Raw genomic sequence first — 17,543 nt, 5'->3', positions numbered from 1 at the left:
CCGAAAGCTTCCCCATAGGCCCTCGAAGGTGCCCCCACCATGGCAAGGCGGTGGGGGCACCTCCCGGTCGAAGGCCGCGCGTCACCCGCTCACGGTTTGCCGTCCGCCGGTGGCAGCGCCCGGGACAGGGCGCGGTCCGTGAGCGGGCCCGCGGCCCCGGTGTACGCCCCCGGTTCGAACAGGTCGGTCAGCCGGGCGTCGGCGAGGGCCGCGGACGCCCGCTCGTCCCGCCGCAGCACGGCCTCCAGCGGCTCACCGGTGCGCGCCGAGCGTACGGACGCCTCGTTCAGCAGGTCACGTGCCCGGGCCTTGCCGAGCAGTGGGGCGAGGACGGCGGCGATCCGCTCGGAGACCATCTGGCCCCCGGTGATACCGGTGTTGTCCCGCATCCGTTCCGGCTCGACCGACAGATGGGAGACGAGTTCCACCGCCTGGTGCGCCGAGCCTCCGGCCAGCCGCAGCACACCGCGCAGGGGCTCCCACTCGGCGTGCCAGGCACCGGCGGACCGCTCGTCCTCGCTCGGCAGACAGCCCAGCACCGTCGCGGCGAGCTGAGGCGCCTGGAGGGCGGCGGACCTGAGGGCCGTCGCCAGCACCGGATTGCGCTTGTGCGGCATCGCCGACGACGCGCCCCGGCCGCTGGGCGCAGGCTCGTGCACCTCGCCGACCTCGGTCCTGGCCAGCGAGAGCACATCGACGGCGATCTTGCCGAGGGCCCCGCACAGGAACGCGGCGGCCGTGGCCGCGTCCACCATGGGCGTGCGCAGCACATGCCATGGCACGAGCGGCGCGGACAGCCCCAGTTCTGCCGCGAACGCCTCCGTCAGCTCCTCCGCGTAGCCGCCCGGGTCGGCCTCCGGGGCATGAGTGAGATACCCGGCCAGCGTCCCCGCGGCGCCACCGAGTTGGACGGGAAGCTCCGCGTCGAGCACGTCGAGCTTGTGCACCGCGTCCAGGACGAGATGGCGCCAGCCCGCCGCCTTGAGCCCGAACGTCGTGGGCACCGCGTGCAGGGCAAGCGTCCTGCCTGCCATCAGGGTGTCCCGGTGCTCCCGGGCGAGCACGGCCAGCGCCTCCGTGACGCGTTCGAGGTCACCGCGCATCAGCCGCAGGGCCCGGCGGACGACCAGCACCGTCGCCGTGTCCAGGATGTCCTGGCTGGTCGAACCCCGGTGCACATACCGGGCCGCCTCCGCGTCCCGGGCCGCCACCACCGCGGTGAACTCCCGCACCAGCGCCACTACCGGGTTCGCGGACTCGCGCCCCTGCCTGGCCAGCGCGACCAGGTCGAGCCGGTCGGCCCGCGCCGCCTCCGTGATGATCTGCGCGGCGGCCGTGGGCACCGTGCCCAGCCGGGCCTGCGCCCTGCTCAGCGCCGCCTCGGCATCCAGCATGGCCTGCAACCACGCCCCGTCGGACACCGCGTCCACGACGGGGGTGGCCGCCCAGACGGGCGAGAGCAGACCGGGCTCCGACAGCATCCGTTCCGTGCCGCCCCCCGCTTCCGCGGGGCGGCTGGTGTCAGTGGGCATAAGTGAGTCCCTGTCCTGTCGTGGCTTCCTCTCCGTCCGCGCCGCCACAGGCGAGGGCCGATCGGGCGATGGCGTCGGAGTCCGTGAGTGTCACCGAGTTGACACCGGGGCGGATACCCGCGGCCGTCACCCAGTGCACCGACTCCGTGGGCACGCCGAACGCGAAGCGGCGCGGATGCGCCCGCCCCGCCGCGTCGACGAGCCGGAACGGCCGCCCGGTGACGGCAAGACCGTCGCTCTCGTACGTGCCGCCGGAACGCGTGCGCATGCGGTACGTGGCGCACTGTTCGGTGGCGAGCAGATGGCGCAGCAGCGGATCGTCCGTCCTGCTGAGCGTGATGTCGGGCAGGCGCGCCTCGACCAGCGCGTCCACCTCGACCTCGGAGCCGGGCACCAGCGGCGAACCCGCGGTGCAGCGGCTGCCGTCGACCGCCACCGTGAGGCCCGGTCCGACCACCCTCAGCACCCCGGCCTCGATCAGGGCGATCATCTCCTCCACCCGCCGCGCGGGCGGCCCGATGGAGAGGAACGCGTTCAGCGGGGTGTACCAGCCGTCGAGGTCGTCCCGGTAGGAGTCACCGTGCAGGCCCCCGTGGTCGACCGCGAGACGGACCTCGTTGCGCAGGTCCCGCAGGACGTCGAGGGCCGCCTTGAGCGGGCCGCTGACATTGCCGCACCTGGCTTCCGCGACATCCCTGCGCAAGTGGTCGAGAAGCCACTCGGTGAAGTCCCCGGGGCCCGCGAACTCCCGGTCCCGGTACGGGCGCTCGATCAGCTCCCAGTCCCAGCGGTACTTCTCGTCGATGCCGTACGCCGACAGGACGGCGTCCTTCTCCCGCTCCCCGGGCCCCGCCGCGAGGAAGTCGTCCCGCAGCCGCCCGGCCACGGCGTCGTGCCCGCGTGACGTGAACAGTGTCCAGTAGTAGACGGCCTCGACCTCTCTGGAGACCAGCGGCCACAGGTCCCTCCTGAAGTCGAGGCCGCAGCGCCCGTGGGTGCGGCGCAGCTCCGCGATGCGGTCGGCGGTGAGCAGCAGCGGCTCGTGCCGGCCGTGCGGGCCCTTCTCGTTGTCGCCGCGTGCCTGGTGGGGGATGCCGCGCCGGGACCCGGCGTACAGGCGCGGCTCCCGCCCGCCGGGGTGGTAGACGAGGCCCCCGGCGGTCGAGGCGAAGGAGCCGCCGCGGCCGACGGTCAGCTCGGTCATGTAGTCGAAGAAGTTCAGCCCGAGCCCGCGCAGCAGCACCCGGGCGTCCGGGGACAGCGCGTCCAGGCCGACGTCCGCCGGGTTGGCGGGCGCGACGCGCACCAGCCCCGCCCCGCGCACACGTAAGGCGAAATCCCGCTCCGCGGCGTCCGGGCGGGCCGGCAGGTGCCCCTGGCAGAGGATCACCGCGTGCAGGCCCGCGAGCACGGTCCCGTCGTCGAGGACCACCCGCTGGAGGGCCCCGTCCCCGCCTTCAGGACTGCCGACCACCGGACTGCCGACCTCCGGACTGCCGGACTCGGGATCGCCGGACTCGGGATCGTCGTCGAGGGCCACCGCGAGGCGGGCGTGCACGCTGACCGTCAGCCCCGCGGGCGCGCCCTCGACGACGCGCTGGTACACCCAGCGCAGGTAGTGGCCGTAGAAGGCGCGGGTCGGATAGGTGTCGGGGAGCAGGGCGCGGGCCTCGTCGAGGACATGGGCGGGGTGGCCCTCGCCGAGGCGGCCCGCGACGAGCGCCACGGCCCACTCGTGCAGGCTCGGCCCCGGCTCCAGGGGACCCCGCAGGTCCACGGAGGCGTCCGTGAACGCCGAGATCTGCCCGGCCACGGTGTTCATGAGGAGGTGACGGGACTGGTCGGTGCGCCACACCTTGCCGGCGCCGGGGGGATGGGGGTCGACCACATGGACGCGGACCGTGCTGCCCGCAGGCATCGAGCGGGCGTTGGCACAGAGCCGTTCGACCACCGAGAGCCCGCGCGGGCCGCTGCCGATCACGCCCACGGTGCGATGTCTCGTTGTCATGGTTCCTGCTTCTGCCGATATCGGGGAACACAGCGCGGACCCCGGTCGTGTACCGGGCCGCTGGTAGGACTCCGAGCGCGTCGGCCTCACCACTCGACCAGCGCGAAACCCGCCGCCATGCCCCCGCCGAAGCCGGCCAGGAGGATCAGGTCGCCCGGCCCGAAGGTACCCGCGCGGGCGGCCTCCGCCAGGGTGATCGGGATGGAGGCGGCTCCCGTGTTGCCGTAGCGCTCCAGCGTGAGGTGCATGGTGGCCCCTGGCAGGCCGAGCTCCGTGAAGACGGCGTCGAGCATGACGCCGTTGGCCTGGTGCGGGACGAAGTGGGTGACGGCGTCGGGACTGACACCGCTCTCGTGCAGGAACTGCTTGGTGAGCAGCGGCAGCCGGTCCTCCACGAAGGCGCGCACCGCCCGGCCGTCCATCGTGAAGTACTGGAGACCGGCCTCCAGGGCGGCACGGTCGGCGGGCAGCCGACTGCCGCCCGCCGGCACCTCTATCAGGTCCGCCAGCTCGCCGAAGGTGTGCGCGGCGACGTTGCGGATACGCGCTCCACGCCCCGGGGCGAGGACCATCGCACCGGCGCCGTCGCCGAACAGGACGACCGTCCTGCGGTCGGCCGGGTTCAGAATGCGGGAGTACACGTCGGCACCGATGACCAGCGCGCACCCGCCCCGCCCCGTGAGGATGCCCTCGGCCACGGCGAGCGCGAACACCTCACCGGAGCACACGGCGTTGATGTCGAACGCGGCGGCGTTCACCGCGCCGAGCAGATGCTGCACATAGGCGGCGGTGGGAGGCTGCGGCCGGTCCGGTGTGGAAGTGGCGACGACGATCACGGACAGCTCGCCCGCGGCGACGCCCGCCGCCCGCAGCGCGGCCCGCCCCGCCGACGCGGCCAGGTCCGACGCGGCCTGACCCGGGGCGGCCCAGCGGCGCTCCCGGATCGCGGTCTTGCGGACCACCCAGGCGTCGTCGACACCCGCCGCAGCACCGGCCTCGTCATTGGAGACGACCCGGTCCGGCACATACGCGCCCGTGCCGAGGACCCCGACTTCGGTCATGCGCCCGCTTCCCCTCAGCCGGCCGTGGACGTGCGCGCGGACGGCCGCGAGGCACCGCGTCCGCCGCCCGTCGTCTCGTAGACGCGCTTGTGGCCGCGCAGGGCCGCCAGCCGGTAGGGGCCCGTGGTCTGCGCGGGGGCGCGGTGGTCCCCGCCGTCGGCCGGGAGCGCGTACTCGTGCAGGGCGCGGTAGCGGGCGTAGTCCACCGGCTCGCGCCTGGCGATCGCCTCGCGATGCGCCTCGGTGCGCAGATGCTCCCGGTAGCCGGGGACGACGGTGCCCGCGAAGAACTCCGCGACACTGCCGGAGCCGTAGCTGAGAAACCCGATCCGCCGGCCGGTCAGATCGTCCGCCTGGTCGAGGAGCGCGGCGAGCGCCAGGTACACCGAGGCGGTGTAGCTGTTGCCGACGACGCTGTTGTACGCCGTGGTCAGCCCCAGGTCACGGCCGACGCGCTCCTCGTCGACGGCATGCCCGCAGTAGTTGAGCAGTTGGCGGTGGGCCTTGTAGGCCATCTTCGTGAACGGCTGGTGGTAGCAGAACGCGGCGAACTCGTCCAGCGCCCGCCCGCCCTGCTCCGTGTAGTCCTTCCAGCTCCCCTCCACCGCGAGCAGATACGCGCCGATGGACTCCTGCCCCTCGACGAGGGCGGTGTCGCGGTAGTTCGGCCGCCAGAAGTCCATGACGTCGGCCGTGTACACCCCCGACGGCTCCTCGATCCGCACCAGGGCGGGGCCGGCGCCGACCAGCATGGCCACGGCGGCGGCGCCCTGGGTGGCCTCGCCCGGGCTGTCCAGGTCGTACTTGGAGACGTCGGCGGCGATCACGAGGACCCGCTGCGCCGGGTCGCGGCGTACCAGGCCGACGGCGAACTGGAGGGCAGCCGTCGCCCCGTAGCAGGCTTGCTTGAGTTCGACGACCCGGGTCGCGGAGGGCAGCCCGAGCAGCGAGTGGACGTAGATCCCGGCCGCCTTCGACTGGTCGATCGAGGACTCCGTCGCGAAGATGACCGTCCGTATGCCGTCGCTGCCGTGCCGCTCGATGATGGGCGCGGCGGCGGCGGCGCCCATGGTCACGATGTCCTCGTCGGCGGCGGCCACGCTCATCGACCACTGACCGATGCCCTTGTGGTACTTGCCGACGTCGACGCCCTTCTCCGCGGCGAGGACGGTGTGCGGCAGGACGAACTCGGTCGTCGCGAACGACAGGTCGTGCAGCCCGACGGCGGAATCGTTGGCCATTCCTAGACACCAGCCTTTGTTGTCGTGTTGTCGCGTTCCAGCCGGACGTGTGCGCGCATGAGTTCCCCCGGGTTCGTCTGCGCCGCCAGGAGGGAGAGTTCACCGCACAGCACGGTCGCCGCTGCGAGGGCCGCGAGGCGGCGCGCGTTCTCCCCGGGGGCCCGCTCCTCCAGGCAGCCGAGCCGGGTCAGGTTCTCCTCCACGAAGCCGAGGCCCTTGCCGTTGCCGACGGTGCCCACGATCAGGTTGGGCAGGGTGCAGGCGAAGTAGAGGTCCCCGTCCCGGTCCTCGGCCATCACGACGCCCTGCGAACCCTCCACGATGTTGGCCGCGTCCTGGCCGGTGGCCAGATAGAAGCCGAGCAGCATGTTCGCGAAGTGCGCGTTCGCCGACCGGATGCCACCGGCGAGCAGCGTCCCGAGCATGTTCTTGCGGACATTCAACTCGACGATCTTGGCGGCCGTCGTGTGCAGCACACCCTCGACCACGTCACGCGGCACGAGCAGTTCGGTGACGACGTTCTTGCCGCGGCCGAGGATGCCGTTGACCGCGGTCGCCTTCTTGTCCGTGCAGTAGTTCCCGGATATCGAGCCGTAGGAGATGCCGGGGACCGTCTCCAGCAGATGCGCGAGCAGCGCGTCGGAGGCGAGCGTGGCCATGTTGTGCCCCGACGCGTCGCCGGTGCTGAACTCGAACCGCAGGAACAGCAGGTTCGCGTTGATCTCGTGGCGGACGCCGACCAGCTCCGCGAACCGGCTACAGGTGCGCACCACCTTCTGCAACTCGTCCCTGCGCGCGTCGATGTCCCGCGCGGCCGCCAGCGCCGTCTGCGCGTCCAGAGCCTCCACAAGCACCGACCGGGTCATCCGCTCGTCGACGAGGGTGGCGACGATGCCCCGCTCGCACCGCATGGAGACCTTCGCGCCGCGGCCCACCGACGGCCACAGCGGCGACTCGTAGGTGGCGAGCGGCACCGGGGTCTCGGTGACGGCCACGTTCCCCGAGACCCGCAGGGGGCCCACCCACCGCATCGGGACTCCGGCGATAGCGTTCTCGGTCATCGGGTGCTTCCCGTCGTCTCGTAAGGGGCGTCGAAGCTGGTGGAACGCCGGGCGAACGGCCCGGGGTCGATCCCCCGGTCGGCGCAGAACGCGCGGAGTCCGCCGTGGATCAGCAGATCGCAGCGGGCCAGGTCCGCGGGGGTGCGTGCGCCGAGCAGGGTCAGCAGCGCGGCCAACTGGTCGAGCCATGTCGATATCCGCTCGACCAACGCGGTCACCCCGTCGTCCAGCAGCGTGCGCAGGAACGTGCCGGAGGCGCCGACGCCCGACGCGCCGAGCGCCAGGGCCCGCGCCACGTCGAGCGGGTTGCGCACCCCGCCGGAGGCGAGCACGGGCATCGGGGCGTCCCACGCGTCCAGGAGGCAGGCCGCGGTGGACTGCCCCCAGCCGGTCAGATAGGCGTAGTCGGCGAGGTCGCGGCGGCCGTTCTCGATGCGGGCGAAGTCCGTGCCGCCCCGGCCGCCCAGGTCGGCGACCCGCACGCCCAGGCCGTCCAGCAGCAGCACCGTCTCGCGGCTCAGCCCGAAGCCGACCTCCTTGACGATCACGGGGACGCCGACCCCGGCCGCGATCCTCTCGATCTGGGCGACCCACGACGCGAACGACCTGTCGCCCTCCGGCATCACCGTCTCCTGCACGGTGTTGAGGTGGATCTGGAGGGCGTCCGCCCTGAGCAGGTCGACGGCCCTGAGGGCCATGTCGACGGACGCGTTCGCGTTGACGTTGGCGATGACGAAGCCGTCCGGGTTCTCCCTGCGCAGCACGCTGAACGTGTCCGCGCAGTCCGGGTCCTTGAAGTACGCGCTCATGGACCCGGACGCGAGGGCGACACCGGTCTCGCGGGCGGCGACGGCGAGGTCCCGGTTGATGATGCCGGTCTTCTCGCTGCCGCCGGTCATCGCGTTGATATACAGCGGCACCCGCCAGGTGATGCCGGCGAAAGCGGTGGCCAGTGAGACGTCCTCCCGGTCGATACCGGCCAGGGCGTGGTGGACGAACGACACCTCGTCGAACTGGTTGCGTCCGCTGTGCCGCTGCTGCTGCTCGACGGCGAGCCGGACATGGTCGTCCTTGCGTTGAGCGATCATTCCTCGTTCCCTTCCGCGTTGCCTGCCGCGGCGGGGCCGAGCGGCAGGGGCACCACCCCGGCCGCGGCCCACAGTTCGCGCAACCTGGCGATGTCCCGTGCGGCGTCGGCGTCCAGCAGCGCGATGCCGCAGTCGCCGCCGCCCGCCCCGGAGGGCTTGGCCGCGCCCCCGACGGCTTCGGCGGCCTCGCACAGCGCCGTCAGACGAGGTGTGAAGACCCCCAGCGCGACCTCGTCGTCCAGGCGCGCCAACTCCCGCCTGGCCTCTCTGATCCTGGCCAGCAGCTCCTGGCCGTCGCCCCGCTGAAGCGCGGCGATCGCCCCGCGCACACAGTCGGTGGTGGCGTGGACGAACCTCCGGTGGGCGGCGGTGCCGCGCCAGGGCCGCCGGTGGAGTGCGGACACCAGGGCCGTGGTGGAGGCCGGGTGCTGGGTCCAGCCGACCTCCAGCCTGAGGCCCTTCGGCACCGGCAGGCGGCGTATGTCGAACCCGGGCCAGGGCAGGCGGAGCGCCTCCTCGACGCCGCGGCCGCGGGCGAGGGCCAGCACGGCGGCACGGTCGGGCGCCCGGTAGGCGATCCAGCCGCCCCAGGTGCCCGCGGCGAGGTCGCCGCCCGAGCCCTTCGGGTCGATCTCGGCGGAGGCGAGCAGGGCGAGCCTGAACCGCTCGGAGTCCGACAGCGTGAGGCCGCAGAACGCGGCGACGGCGGACACGGCCGCCACGGTCACCGCGCCGCTGGAGCCCAGACCGTACTTGGTGCCGTTGTCATGCAGGCCGCTCGCCACCGACACAGCGAACGCCGGTAGCGGAAGCCCCCGTTCGGCCAGCAGCCGGCCCACTGTCTCGATCGCGGACAGCACATGGGCGAGGCCCGCGCGCCCGTCCCGCCCCGTGTCCGCGCCGCAGCGGACGAGCCGGGCGCCCCGCCACCGCAGGCGCTCGCGGTGCGGGCCCAGGTCGGACGAGATCTCGACGCCCGCCCCGTCCCGCCCGGCGACCGTCAGCGTGACGTAGCGGTCGACCGCGACGAGGATCGCCGGGTTGCCCGCGTCGACCACCGCGTACTCCCCGGCGACGAACAACTTGCCCGGCGCCCGGCGGACGACCGTCGGCTGAGCGGTCATCGACCGCCCCCGGGCAGCAGCCTGGCGCCGGGACCCGGCCCGGCGACCAGCACCGAACCGTCCGGTACGGCGTCGCGCACCGCCTCGGCGACCCCTTCGGCGTCGGTGCGACGGCACAGCACCTTGACGTTGGGCCCCGCGTCCATCGTGGCGTACGCCGCAACGCCGTCCTGCCGCAGCCGCAGTACCCGGTCGAGGACGGTGAGCGTGGCAGGCGCCAGATAGCGCACGGCCGGGCGCGCCGCGAGCATCGTCGCGTGCATACCGAGCGCGTTGCGTTCGGCTATCTCACCGACCGCCTCGATGTCACCGGCCAGCAGCGCGGCTCGCATCTCGGTCAGGTCGCGCTCGCTGGACACCGCCCAGGGCTCGTACAAGGGGGAGGTGTCGACGGTCCGCCGCATGGCCGCCCGGCTGGACACGGCCTTCGGGCCCGCGTCGACGACGGCGATGACCAGGGCGGGGTCGAGGTCCCCCGTGGGCACCGGCTCCGCGTGGGAGCTGAGGTCGGCCTCGGCGGTGGTGCCGGAGTCCGAGCCCGCGTGCCATATCGCGAAACCGCCGAAGACCGAACGGCACGCCGAGCCCGAGCCGCGCCGCGCCAGCCGGGACAGCGCGGTGGCGTCCGGGGAGAGCCCGTACGCGGCCGCCGCGGCGACGGCGAGCGCGGCGAACCCGCTCGCGGACGAGGCGAGGCCCGCCCCGGTCGGGACGGTGTTCTGGCTGTCCACCACGGCCCTCTCCACGCGCCCCGCCCGTTCCCGGACCAGGTCGAGAAAGGCGGTCACGCGGCGCGCGGCCCCGTCCTCGGCCGGGTGGCCGTCGAGGACCACCGTGTCCTGCACGGCCCCGCGGGCGAGGCGGACGCGGGTGGTCGTGGGGAAGACGTCGAGTGTCATCGACAGGCTGTCGACGCGGGGCAGCACCAGGCGCTCGTCCCGCTTGCCCCAGTACTTGATCAGGGCGATGTTCGGGTGCGCGACCGCGGTGGCCTCTGCTGCGGTGTCCTGCTGCGGCGCCCGGACGAGGGTGGTCGGGTGTTCAGGAGGCATGCTCGGCGTGTCCTCTCAGCCGCAGGACCCAGGTCTGCTCGGCGCCCGCCGCACGCAGTTCCCCGACGACGTCCTCGGCCCGCTCAGGCCGGGTCAGCGCGATGACACAGCCCCCCAGGCCACCGCCGGTGATCTTGGCTCCGAGGCCGCCCGCGGTGCGGGCCGCCTCGACCAGTCCGTCGATGCGCCGGGTGCTGAGCCCGGCCGCCCGCAGCAGTTCGTGATAGCTCGTCAGCCGCGCGCCGAGTTCTTCCGGCCGGTCGTCGGCGAGGGCGTGCCGGGCCTGTTCGGTCAGCCGCGTCGCTCGCCGCACGAATTGCTCCTGCGCCCCGTCGCGCTGCCGGAATCCGGCACGCAGCATCTCGACCGCCTCCTTGGTGCGGCCCAGGACGCCGCTGTCCGCGAGGACGAACAACCCGTCGAAGCCGACGTCCAGTTCCCTGACCTCGCCCCCGTGGAACAACAGCGGCACGGACGCGCCGACGGCCCGCGCGTCGACGCCGCTGGACCTGCCGTGCGCCACGTTCTCGGCGGTCTGCACCAGGTCGAACGTCTCGCTCTCGGTGACGGGGCGTTCGTGGAGGTCGGCGAGGGCGTGGACGACGGCGCGTGCGCAGGCCGCGCTGGAGCCGAGCCCCCGGCCGTGCGGAATCCCGCCGTCGACGACCACGTCCAGGTGCGGGCCGTCGTCCACGCCCGCCATCGCCCTGAACTCGGCGACCAGTCGGCGAAGGCCGTCCGACGCCCGCGCCACCATGGGCCGCGGTGGGGAGCCGGTCATCGCGAACGTCACCTCGCCAGGACGCTCGGTGCCGCGGCGGGACCGGCGGACGCTTGCCGTGACGGTCAGCCGCGGAACGGGAAGAGCGAGCGCCGGGGCCCCGTACACGACCGCGTGCTCGCCGATCAGGATGGCCTTCGCATGGGCGTGACCGGTGCCGACGGAACGTGTCCCGCGCTCTTCTGACGCCTCGTCCACCGGGGTCGACGGAACCACAGTGCTCAACTCCCCTCGTTCTGCGTGCCCAGGCCGCGGCGTCCGGTGGTTCCCGGGCGGGCGGTCTCGTCCTGAAGCGGAAGCACTCGAACAGCCCGGCCCGTCATCGCGGTTGGGAGACCAGGTGCAGGCGGCGGGGGTGGAGCGTGGTCTCGGGCGCCGTGCGGAACTGCCGGTCGGGCACGCTGTTCAGCTTCCACTCCTGCGTCACCACATCGAGGATGACTTCGAGTTCCAGCCAGGCGAACGGCTCCCCGATGCATCCCTTCGACCCGATGCCGAAGGGGATGTAGGCGGCCTCGATCTTGCCGAGCTGAACGGAGAGCCACCGGTCGGGATCGAACTGGTGCGGGTTCGGATAGCTCTGGTTGTCCCGGTGCAGCAGATAGGAGCTGAACACCACGTTCGTTCCCGCGGGTATCGCCTGGTCGCCCAGTTCGACCTCCGCGAGGGTCTTCCGGCACGAGATCCACACGGGCGGATACAGCCGCATGATCTCCATCAGGAACCGGACGGTGTAACTGGAGGTGTGGTCGTGGGTGGCGCCTCCGCCGCGGCGCTCCGTCAGATCCTTGAGCAGCCTCTCCTCGGCGAGGGGATTCCTGGAGAGTACGTGCAGGGCCCAGGACATGACGGAAGCCGTGGTGACGGTGGCCGACGTCAGCATCATGACGGCCTCTTCGCACACCTCGTCCGGCGTCAGGACCCGGTTCCCCTGCTCGTCGGAGTCCGTGAGAAGCGTCGACAGGTAGCCGTTCGTCCATGCGGGGGCTTCCGGGGGATCGGCTATGCACTCCCTGAGGAGGTCCCGGAACTCCTTGCGTGCCCGGGACAGCCGGTTGGGCGCCCCGGGGCGCGCCGTCCGGTGCGCTGCCTTCCCGTAGAGGGGCTTTCTGATCATCTCCCCGGCCAGCCGCGCCAGGCGCTCGCCCAGTTCTTTCGTGGTGTCGGCCGGCAGTCCGACGATGAGCGTTCCTACGGCGATGGCACAGGCGATCCGGCACATCTCCGACTGGACGTCGACGGTGTCCCCGGGGCGCCATGAGGACACCATGTCCCGGACGATGTGGCGCATGGTGGGGAGGTAGTCGCCGACCTTCGACGACCGTAGATAGGGATTGACCAGACGCCGGTAGTGCCGGTGCATGGTCTCGTCCTCCGAGAGCATTCCCACCCGGCTGAGGTTTCTGGCCTTCCGGAAAAGTTCGCCCTTGCCGTAGTTCTTGCTCTCGCTCACCAGTATGCGGCGCACCAGGACCGGGTCCCTGACGAACACGGCGTCGACACCGTCCACCGTGAGACGGCGAAGTCGGTGCCCCCGCAGGAGGCTCTCCATCCGGCTGAACTGGAACACCGGCCTGTCGCGCTCACCCGGGTCGCCCGGGACCAGGGTTGCCGGATTCACCCGACTCGTCATTGCACTCACCTCTCATACACAGTTCCGTGCGCATTACGTGACCGGGCTTGAACCGTGGTACGTCGCGGCCGTCCGCCGACCGCACCAAAAAGGGAACCCCGCGGCGTGCGGGATTCCCTGAGAGCGTGCGAACTGCTTCGGCGGTTACGCGGATTCCTTGTCGCGAACGGCGATGTAGGCGGCGTTCAGCCGACTGACGGGGCGCCAGCGGTAGTAGGACTGGAGCTTGTAGTACTCCTCGCCGGTGGAGGTCACGGCGGCGTACACCATCTTGGGGTCGTCGACACCGTACGGAACGCTCTTCACAAAGCCCTCGATCTTGGTGCCGAGCCGGGCGAAGTACGCCATCGGGCTCTCCGTCTTCACACCGTAGGAGATCCGCTCGATCTCGTTCGAGTCCCAGTTCAGGGTGGTGTAGAGCCCGAATGCCTTCTCGCAGAAGGCGAACATCTGGTCGCTCGGGCTCGGCAGGTCGATGTCCCGGTGCATCGCCAGGACGGTTTCCCTCTCGTAGCACTTCGGCGGGGCCGCGAGGTACAGGTTCATCGTCCGGCTGCGGTAGTCGATGCCGATCACGTCCACTTTCTCGGACATGCCGTAGCGGGTGAAGAAGTCCATGTTCTCCGCCAGGCTGCGCGGCATCGACGGCATTTCGGCGAGCCGGGCCAGGGTCTCGTGCTCCCCTTCGGGGAAGTACACCCACACCTTCTTGAATCCGGATGTGACTCCGAAGTCGAGGCCGTAACTGTCTATCGCGCAGTTCCGCTGGATGTCCGAGAGCAGCGCGCCGATGGGGTGGTCCGTCTTCGCGGTCAGTCCCTTCGCCAGGGCGAGCGCGTAGGGGTCGACCTCTTTGGGGACGGTGAAGCGGGCGTCGAAGTCCCCCTCGTGCTGCTTGTTGGTGGCCACCCGGAAGGCGATCACGGCCTCGGGAAGCACGTCCTCGAACGCGCTCAGGATGGGCAGGACCACCTCACGCGAAGCGGCCACGTCCAACAGGCCCGCTGACTTCTCGATGGCTGAGTAGACGGTCTCCACGTCGACTGTGTCCGGCATCACTTACTCCAAAGACTCGATCTCGGTTGCTGTGTGCTTGCCCGGCCTGGTCTGGCCCCGTGCGGGCGCCGTCGCCGGTGTGCCGCGTCGGCACCGGGCCGACGACGGGCCCACTCGTCAGACCTGGTCCTGGCGCAAGTCCTTGAGCCGGTCGGCCAGCGCGAGGCGCTGCACCTTGAGGGTCCCGGTGCGCGGCAGCTCGGCCTCCGGGATCTGGACAGGGTCGGCCAACTGGGGGAACGCCTCGACGGCAGCCCGCCAGCGTTCCTTGTCCAGCGGCCGGTCGCCGTGGGTGCAGAGCACCGGGACGGCCTCGGAGTCGGAGCCCTGCACCACGACCAGTTCACTCAGCTCCGGCAGCTCGGCGAGGACCAGGTCCTCGATCTCCAGCGAACTGCGCACTCCCGGGATCATGTCGACCTCGCGGTCGAGCATGTGCAGGCAGCCGAACTTGGTGTAGTAGCCGACGTCGCCGGTGCCCCACCAGTCGCCTTCCCGGTTGCTGTCGTAGCGGTCCTGCTCGCCGAAGTACGTCTTGGCGAGACCGGGCCAGGCGACCTGTATGCGGCCGGGGTGCTGCTCCGTCGGCCGCTTCCCGTCACGGCCGACGACGCGCACCTTCGCCGAGCCCACGGGCATCTGCCAGCCGACGCAGCGGCCGTTGGCCTTGTGCGCGGAGTTGCGGAAGTAGGCACGGCCGACGGCGGGCCCGACCTCGCTCTGCCCGTATATCTGGAAGAACAGGGCGCCCCGCCGCTGTGACGACCTGAGCAGCCGGCTCATCGTCCTCGGGTGGATCGCGTCGAAGGTGCTGCTGAAGTACTTCACCGAGGCGAACGGCCGACGCGGGTCGTCCGTCAGTCCCTCCCACGCCATCAGCGAGTTGGGCAGCGCCTCGACGAGCCCTGGCCGGTTCTCCAGGAACAGCTCGGCGACTGTGTCGGGGTCCGACTCGTTCATGAGCAGTACCGGCATCCTCTTCAGGAGGGCCAGCGCCATCGCCGCCACGTTCCGGGAGTGCACGAAGGGGATGTGGATCGCGACGTTCTCCCGCTTCCGCATGAGGGAGAGCAGTCGCCACTGCGGCCTGAGCCGGATGCCCTGGGTGCGGGCGGTGTGCACGACCAGCTTGGGCACCCCGGTGGTGCCGGAGGTGTGGGTGATCACGGCCGCCTCGTCGATGGGCCGCGTCACCGGCTTGACCCGGGGCGCGCCGGCGAGCGTGCCGAGCGATGTGGTCTCCGGCCGCCCACCGGACACGAGGAGCACCTGCCGGGTCAGTTCCGGCAGGGACAGCTCGGCGGACAGCACGTCGAGCTTGTGCTCGTCGGTGAGCAGGTTCGGCCGGTCGATCCGCTTGAGCAGGGCGCCGATCATCGCCGCGCCCAGGCTGGGCGAGAGCAGCACGGGCACCGCGCCGATCCGGGACGTGGCACAGGCCAGCACCCACACGTCGGCGTTGGCCTTCTTGTGGAGCACGACGTGCTGGTCGGGCCGCACTCCGGCGGCCCACAGACGGGCGGCGAGGTCGTCGACCACCTCGGCGAGCCGGGAGGTCGTCAGGTGCCTGCCGACCTCGGGGAGAACGTCCAGGTCGTGGTCGAGGGTGATCGGCGTCGTCGGGTCGATGGCCGCGGCCATGGCCGGCAGCAGGCCGATGTGCAGACCCTGCTTCTGTATCGAGCGATAAGCCACGGAGCCCTTCATCGGGGTCTCTCCTTCGCAGTGAGGGGCGCGGTTCCGGGCGCCTTCCGGCTATCGGGCGATGACCACGGTCGCGGGAGGCGCGGGGTGGTACGAGATGTCGGTGAAACCGGCCTTCACCAGCCAGCCGTGGTAGTCCGACCGCCGCCAGGTGCCGCCCTGCTTGCTCTTGAGGAGCATCTCCGCGCCGAACATCAGGGGGAACGCCGGGCCACCGCGGTCGTCGTCGACGACGTAGTCGCAGACCACCAGGGCTCCGCCGGGCTTGAGCGCGTCGCGCAGGCGGGAGAAGACAGCGACGTTGTCCTCGGGCCCCTCCTGGTGGGCGATGTGGGAGTACACCGCGAAGTCGTACGTCCCGGTGCCGAAGTCGGTGGTGTGGAAGTCGCCTGAGACCGTGGTGAACCGGTCGGCGAGGCCGCGCTCCGCCAGCAGCCGCCGGGCGATCACGTTGATCCGCTCCCAGTCGAGCTGAGTCGAGCGGGCCGCTGGGTTGGCCTCCAGCCAGACCGCCGAGTAGACGCCGGAACCGCCGCCCACGTCCAGCAGGGACACCGGGCCCGCGTCGGCCACTCCCAGCGCCTCGGCGGCGATCGTGGCGGCGGGGACCGACTGCGCCGCGAGGGCCGTGACCAACTCCTCCCAGTGCGGGTTGTCGGCCACCTCGACCACCGCGTCCCGCACAGGACCCCCGGCCCGTACCACGTCGGGCAGGTCGGCCAGACCGGCCATGTGCTTCAGCTTCAGCCGGGCGAAGCCGGTCAGGGAGGTGGGGCCGCCGTCGACCAGGTAGGCGGACGCCTCGGCCGTGTTGCGGTACCGGCCCTCGTGCAACTCGACCAGGCCCACGCTGACGAGCCCGTCGAGGAGCGTCTGCGCGCCCCGCTCCGCGATCCCGGCACGGGCGGCCAGCTCGGCGGCGTCGCCCGCGCCCTGTTCGAGGTGGGTGAAGAGGGAGTGGGCGGCGGCGGTGCCGACGACACCGGTGGCCCAGTAGCCGTTGATCAACCGCAGGATGCCGTCGGGAGCCGGCTCGTTGCCCGTCATGCTGTCCCTCCCCGGACCCCGGTGGCCGCCGCATGGGCCCGGACCGCGCCGCGCAGCGCCTCCGCGACCCGTTCGACCTGGCTGGTGCCGAGCTCCGCGTGCATCGGTATGGCGAGGTGGCGCCGGAAGAGTTCCGCCGAGACGGGGCACGTCTGCTTCGACTTGAACACCGGCTGCACATGGGTCGCGAAGGTGCCGTGTCCGCAGCCGATGCCCTTGGCGCGCAGCTCGGTCGCGACGGCCGCGCGGTCCACGCCCGGGTCGAGCGTCACCATGTACGTCTGCCAGGCGTGGGTGCGGTCCTCGGGTGTGTACGGCACCGTCAGCAGCTCCTCGTCGGCGAGGAGTTCGCCGTACTGGGTGGCGACGGCGTCACGGCGGGCCAGCAGTTCGTCGACGCGGTCCAGTTGCACCTGGAGGATCGCCGCGGCGATGTCGGACAGCTTGTAGTTGTGGCCGATCCGGGTGAACTCCGGTATGGGCAGGCCGACGACTTTGCCCATGTCGAAGATGCTGCCGATGCCGAAGGAGGCGAGCAGCCGCGCGTCCGCGCCGACCTTCGGGTCGGCGGCGAGCAGCGCACCGCCCTCCCCGCTGCTGGCTCCCTTGCGCCCGTGGAAGGAGAGCACCCCCACCTCGGCGAGCGAGCCGGCCTCCCGGCCCCGGTACGTGGCGCCGACGGCGCAGGCGGCGTCCTCGATGAGGAACAGGCCGTGGCGGTCGGCGACCGCCTGGAGTTCCACGTAGTCGGCGGGGATACCGACCGTGTCCACGGCGATCACCCCGACGGTCCGCGGAGTGACCAGGTCGGCCACGGCCTGCGGGTCGATGGTTCCGGTGTCGGCGCGCACGTCGGCGCAGACCGGGATCGCGTCGAGGTAGCGCACGGCGTGGGCGGGCGCGGGGAACCCGTAGTCGGCGACGATCACCTCGTCGCCCGGCTTGACCCCGAGCGCGAGCAGGGAGGCGTGGAGCGCGGCCCCGGCGTTGCACATCGCGACGGCGTCACCCACCGCGTATCTCTCGACGAGCTGCGCCTCCAGGGCCTTGCCCCGCGGGCCCTGCCCGGCCGGCCAGCCGGAGGCGAACACCTCGGCGACAGCGGCCAGTTCCCGCTTCCCGAGGCTCGCGTGGACGAGGGGTATCGACTCCATG

The 17,543-nt window shown here is 71.8% G+C and carries 14 protein-coding genes; all 14 read right to left on the bottom strand.

Annotated elements, in window-relative coordinates:
- Positions 1–89: 89 nt before the first annotated feature.
- Positions 90–1,532, bottom strand: coding sequence for an adenylosuccinate lyase family protein (locus ACIBIW_RS32795; RefSeq protein WP_399341519.1), 1,443 nt, complete (start codon positions 1,530–1,532; stop codon positions 90–92).
- Entirely contained in the window at positions 1,522–3,540 is a 2,019-nt protein-coding gene (locus ACIBIW_RS32790) for an FAD/NAD(P)-binding protein (protein WP_399341517.1), read from the bottom strand. Before ACIBIW_RS32790 ends, ACIBIW_RS32795 begins: the two co-directional genes overlap by 11 nt.
- Before the next feature lie 86 nt (positions 3,541–3,626).
- Positions 3,627–4,601: a 3-oxoacyl-ACP synthase III family protein gene (locus ACIBIW_RS32785; RefSeq protein ID WP_399341515.1), complete on the bottom strand. Its 975-nt coding sequence runs from the start codon at positions 4,599–4,601 to the stop codon at positions 3,627–3,629.
- A gap of 14 nt (positions 4,602–4,615) precedes the next feature.
- Positions 4,616–5,842 carry a hydroxymethylglutaryl-CoA synthase gene (locus ACIBIW_RS32780; protein WP_399341513.1) on the bottom strand — a complete coding sequence of 409 codons (1,227 nt, stop codon included), beginning with the start codon at positions 5,840–5,842 and terminating at the stop codon, positions 4,616–4,618.
- Positions 5,843–5,844: 2 nt separating this feature from the next.
- A complete protein-coding gene (locus ACIBIW_RS32775) occupies positions 5,845–6,903 on the bottom strand; it encodes a hydroxymethylglutaryl-CoA reductase (RefSeq protein ID WP_399341512.1) in 1,059 nt (352 codons plus the stop codon).
- Positions 6,900–7,991 carry a type 2 isopentenyl-diphosphate Delta-isomerase gene (gene fni, locus ACIBIW_RS32770; RefSeq protein ID WP_399341510.1) on the bottom strand — a complete coding sequence of 364 codons (1,092 nt, stop codon included), beginning with the start codon at positions 7,989–7,991 and terminating at the stop codon, positions 6,900–6,902. The genes ACIBIW_RS32775 and fni overlap by 4 nt, the downstream gene beginning before the upstream one ends.
- Entirely contained in the window at positions 7,988–9,115 is a 1,128-nt protein-coding gene (locus tag ACIBIW_RS32765) for a phosphomevalonate kinase (RefSeq protein WP_399341508.1), read from the bottom strand. Before ACIBIW_RS32765 ends, fni begins: the two co-directional genes overlap by 4 nt.
- Positions 9,112–10,167 (bottom strand): diphosphomevalonate decarboxylase, encoded by a 1,056-nt coding sequence (gene mvaD, locus ACIBIW_RS32760; RefSeq protein WP_399341507.1) that lies wholly within the window; start codon positions 10,165–10,167, stop codon positions 9,112–9,114. The genes ACIBIW_RS32765 and mvaD overlap by 4 nt, the downstream gene beginning before the upstream one ends.
- Positions 10,157–11,164 (bottom strand): mevalonate kinase, encoded by a 1,008-nt coding sequence (mvk, locus tag ACIBIW_RS32755; RefSeq protein WP_399341606.1) that lies wholly within the window; start codon positions 11,162–11,164, stop codon positions 10,157–10,159. Before mvk ends, mvaD begins: the two co-directional genes overlap by 11 nt.
- 103 nt (positions 11,165–11,267) lie before the next feature.
- Positions 11,268–12,581: a cytochrome P450 gene (locus tag ACIBIW_RS32750; protein WP_399341505.1), complete on the bottom strand. Its 1,314-nt coding sequence runs from the start codon at positions 12,579–12,581 to the stop codon at positions 11,268–11,270.
- 144 nt (positions 12,582–12,725) lie between these two features.
- A complete protein-coding gene (locus ACIBIW_RS32745) occupies positions 12,726–13,637 on the bottom strand; it encodes an aromatic prenyltransferase (protein ID WP_399341503.1) in 912 nt (303 codons plus the stop codon).
- Between the two features lie 117 nt (positions 13,638–13,754).
- Positions 13,755–15,344, bottom strand: a complete 1,590-nt coding sequence (locus ACIBIW_RS32740) for a class I adenylate-forming enzyme family protein (protein ID WP_399341501.1) — start codon at positions 15,342–15,344, stop codon at positions 13,755–13,757.
- A gap of 48 nt (positions 15,345–15,392) precedes the next feature.
- Complete coding sequence (locus tag ACIBIW_RS32735) at positions 15,393–16,388, bottom strand: methyltransferase (protein ID WP_399341500.1); 996 nt, start codon at positions 16,386–16,388, stop codon at positions 15,393–15,395.
- A complete protein-coding gene (locus tag ACIBIW_RS32730) occupies positions 16,385–17,542 on the bottom strand; it encodes a DegT/DnrJ/EryC1/StrS family aminotransferase (protein WP_399341498.1) in 1,158 nt (385 codons plus the stop codon). Before ACIBIW_RS32730 ends, ACIBIW_RS32735 begins: the two co-directional genes overlap by 4 nt.
- Position 17,543: the final 1 nt, after the last annotated feature.

Source organism: Streptomyces sp. NPDC050560, from assembly GCF_044457285.1.
Classification (GTDB): Bacteria; Actinomycetota; Actinomycetes; order Streptomycetales; family Streptomycetaceae; genus Streptomyces.
This window is presented reverse-complemented; position numbering and strand designations above follow the sequence as displayed.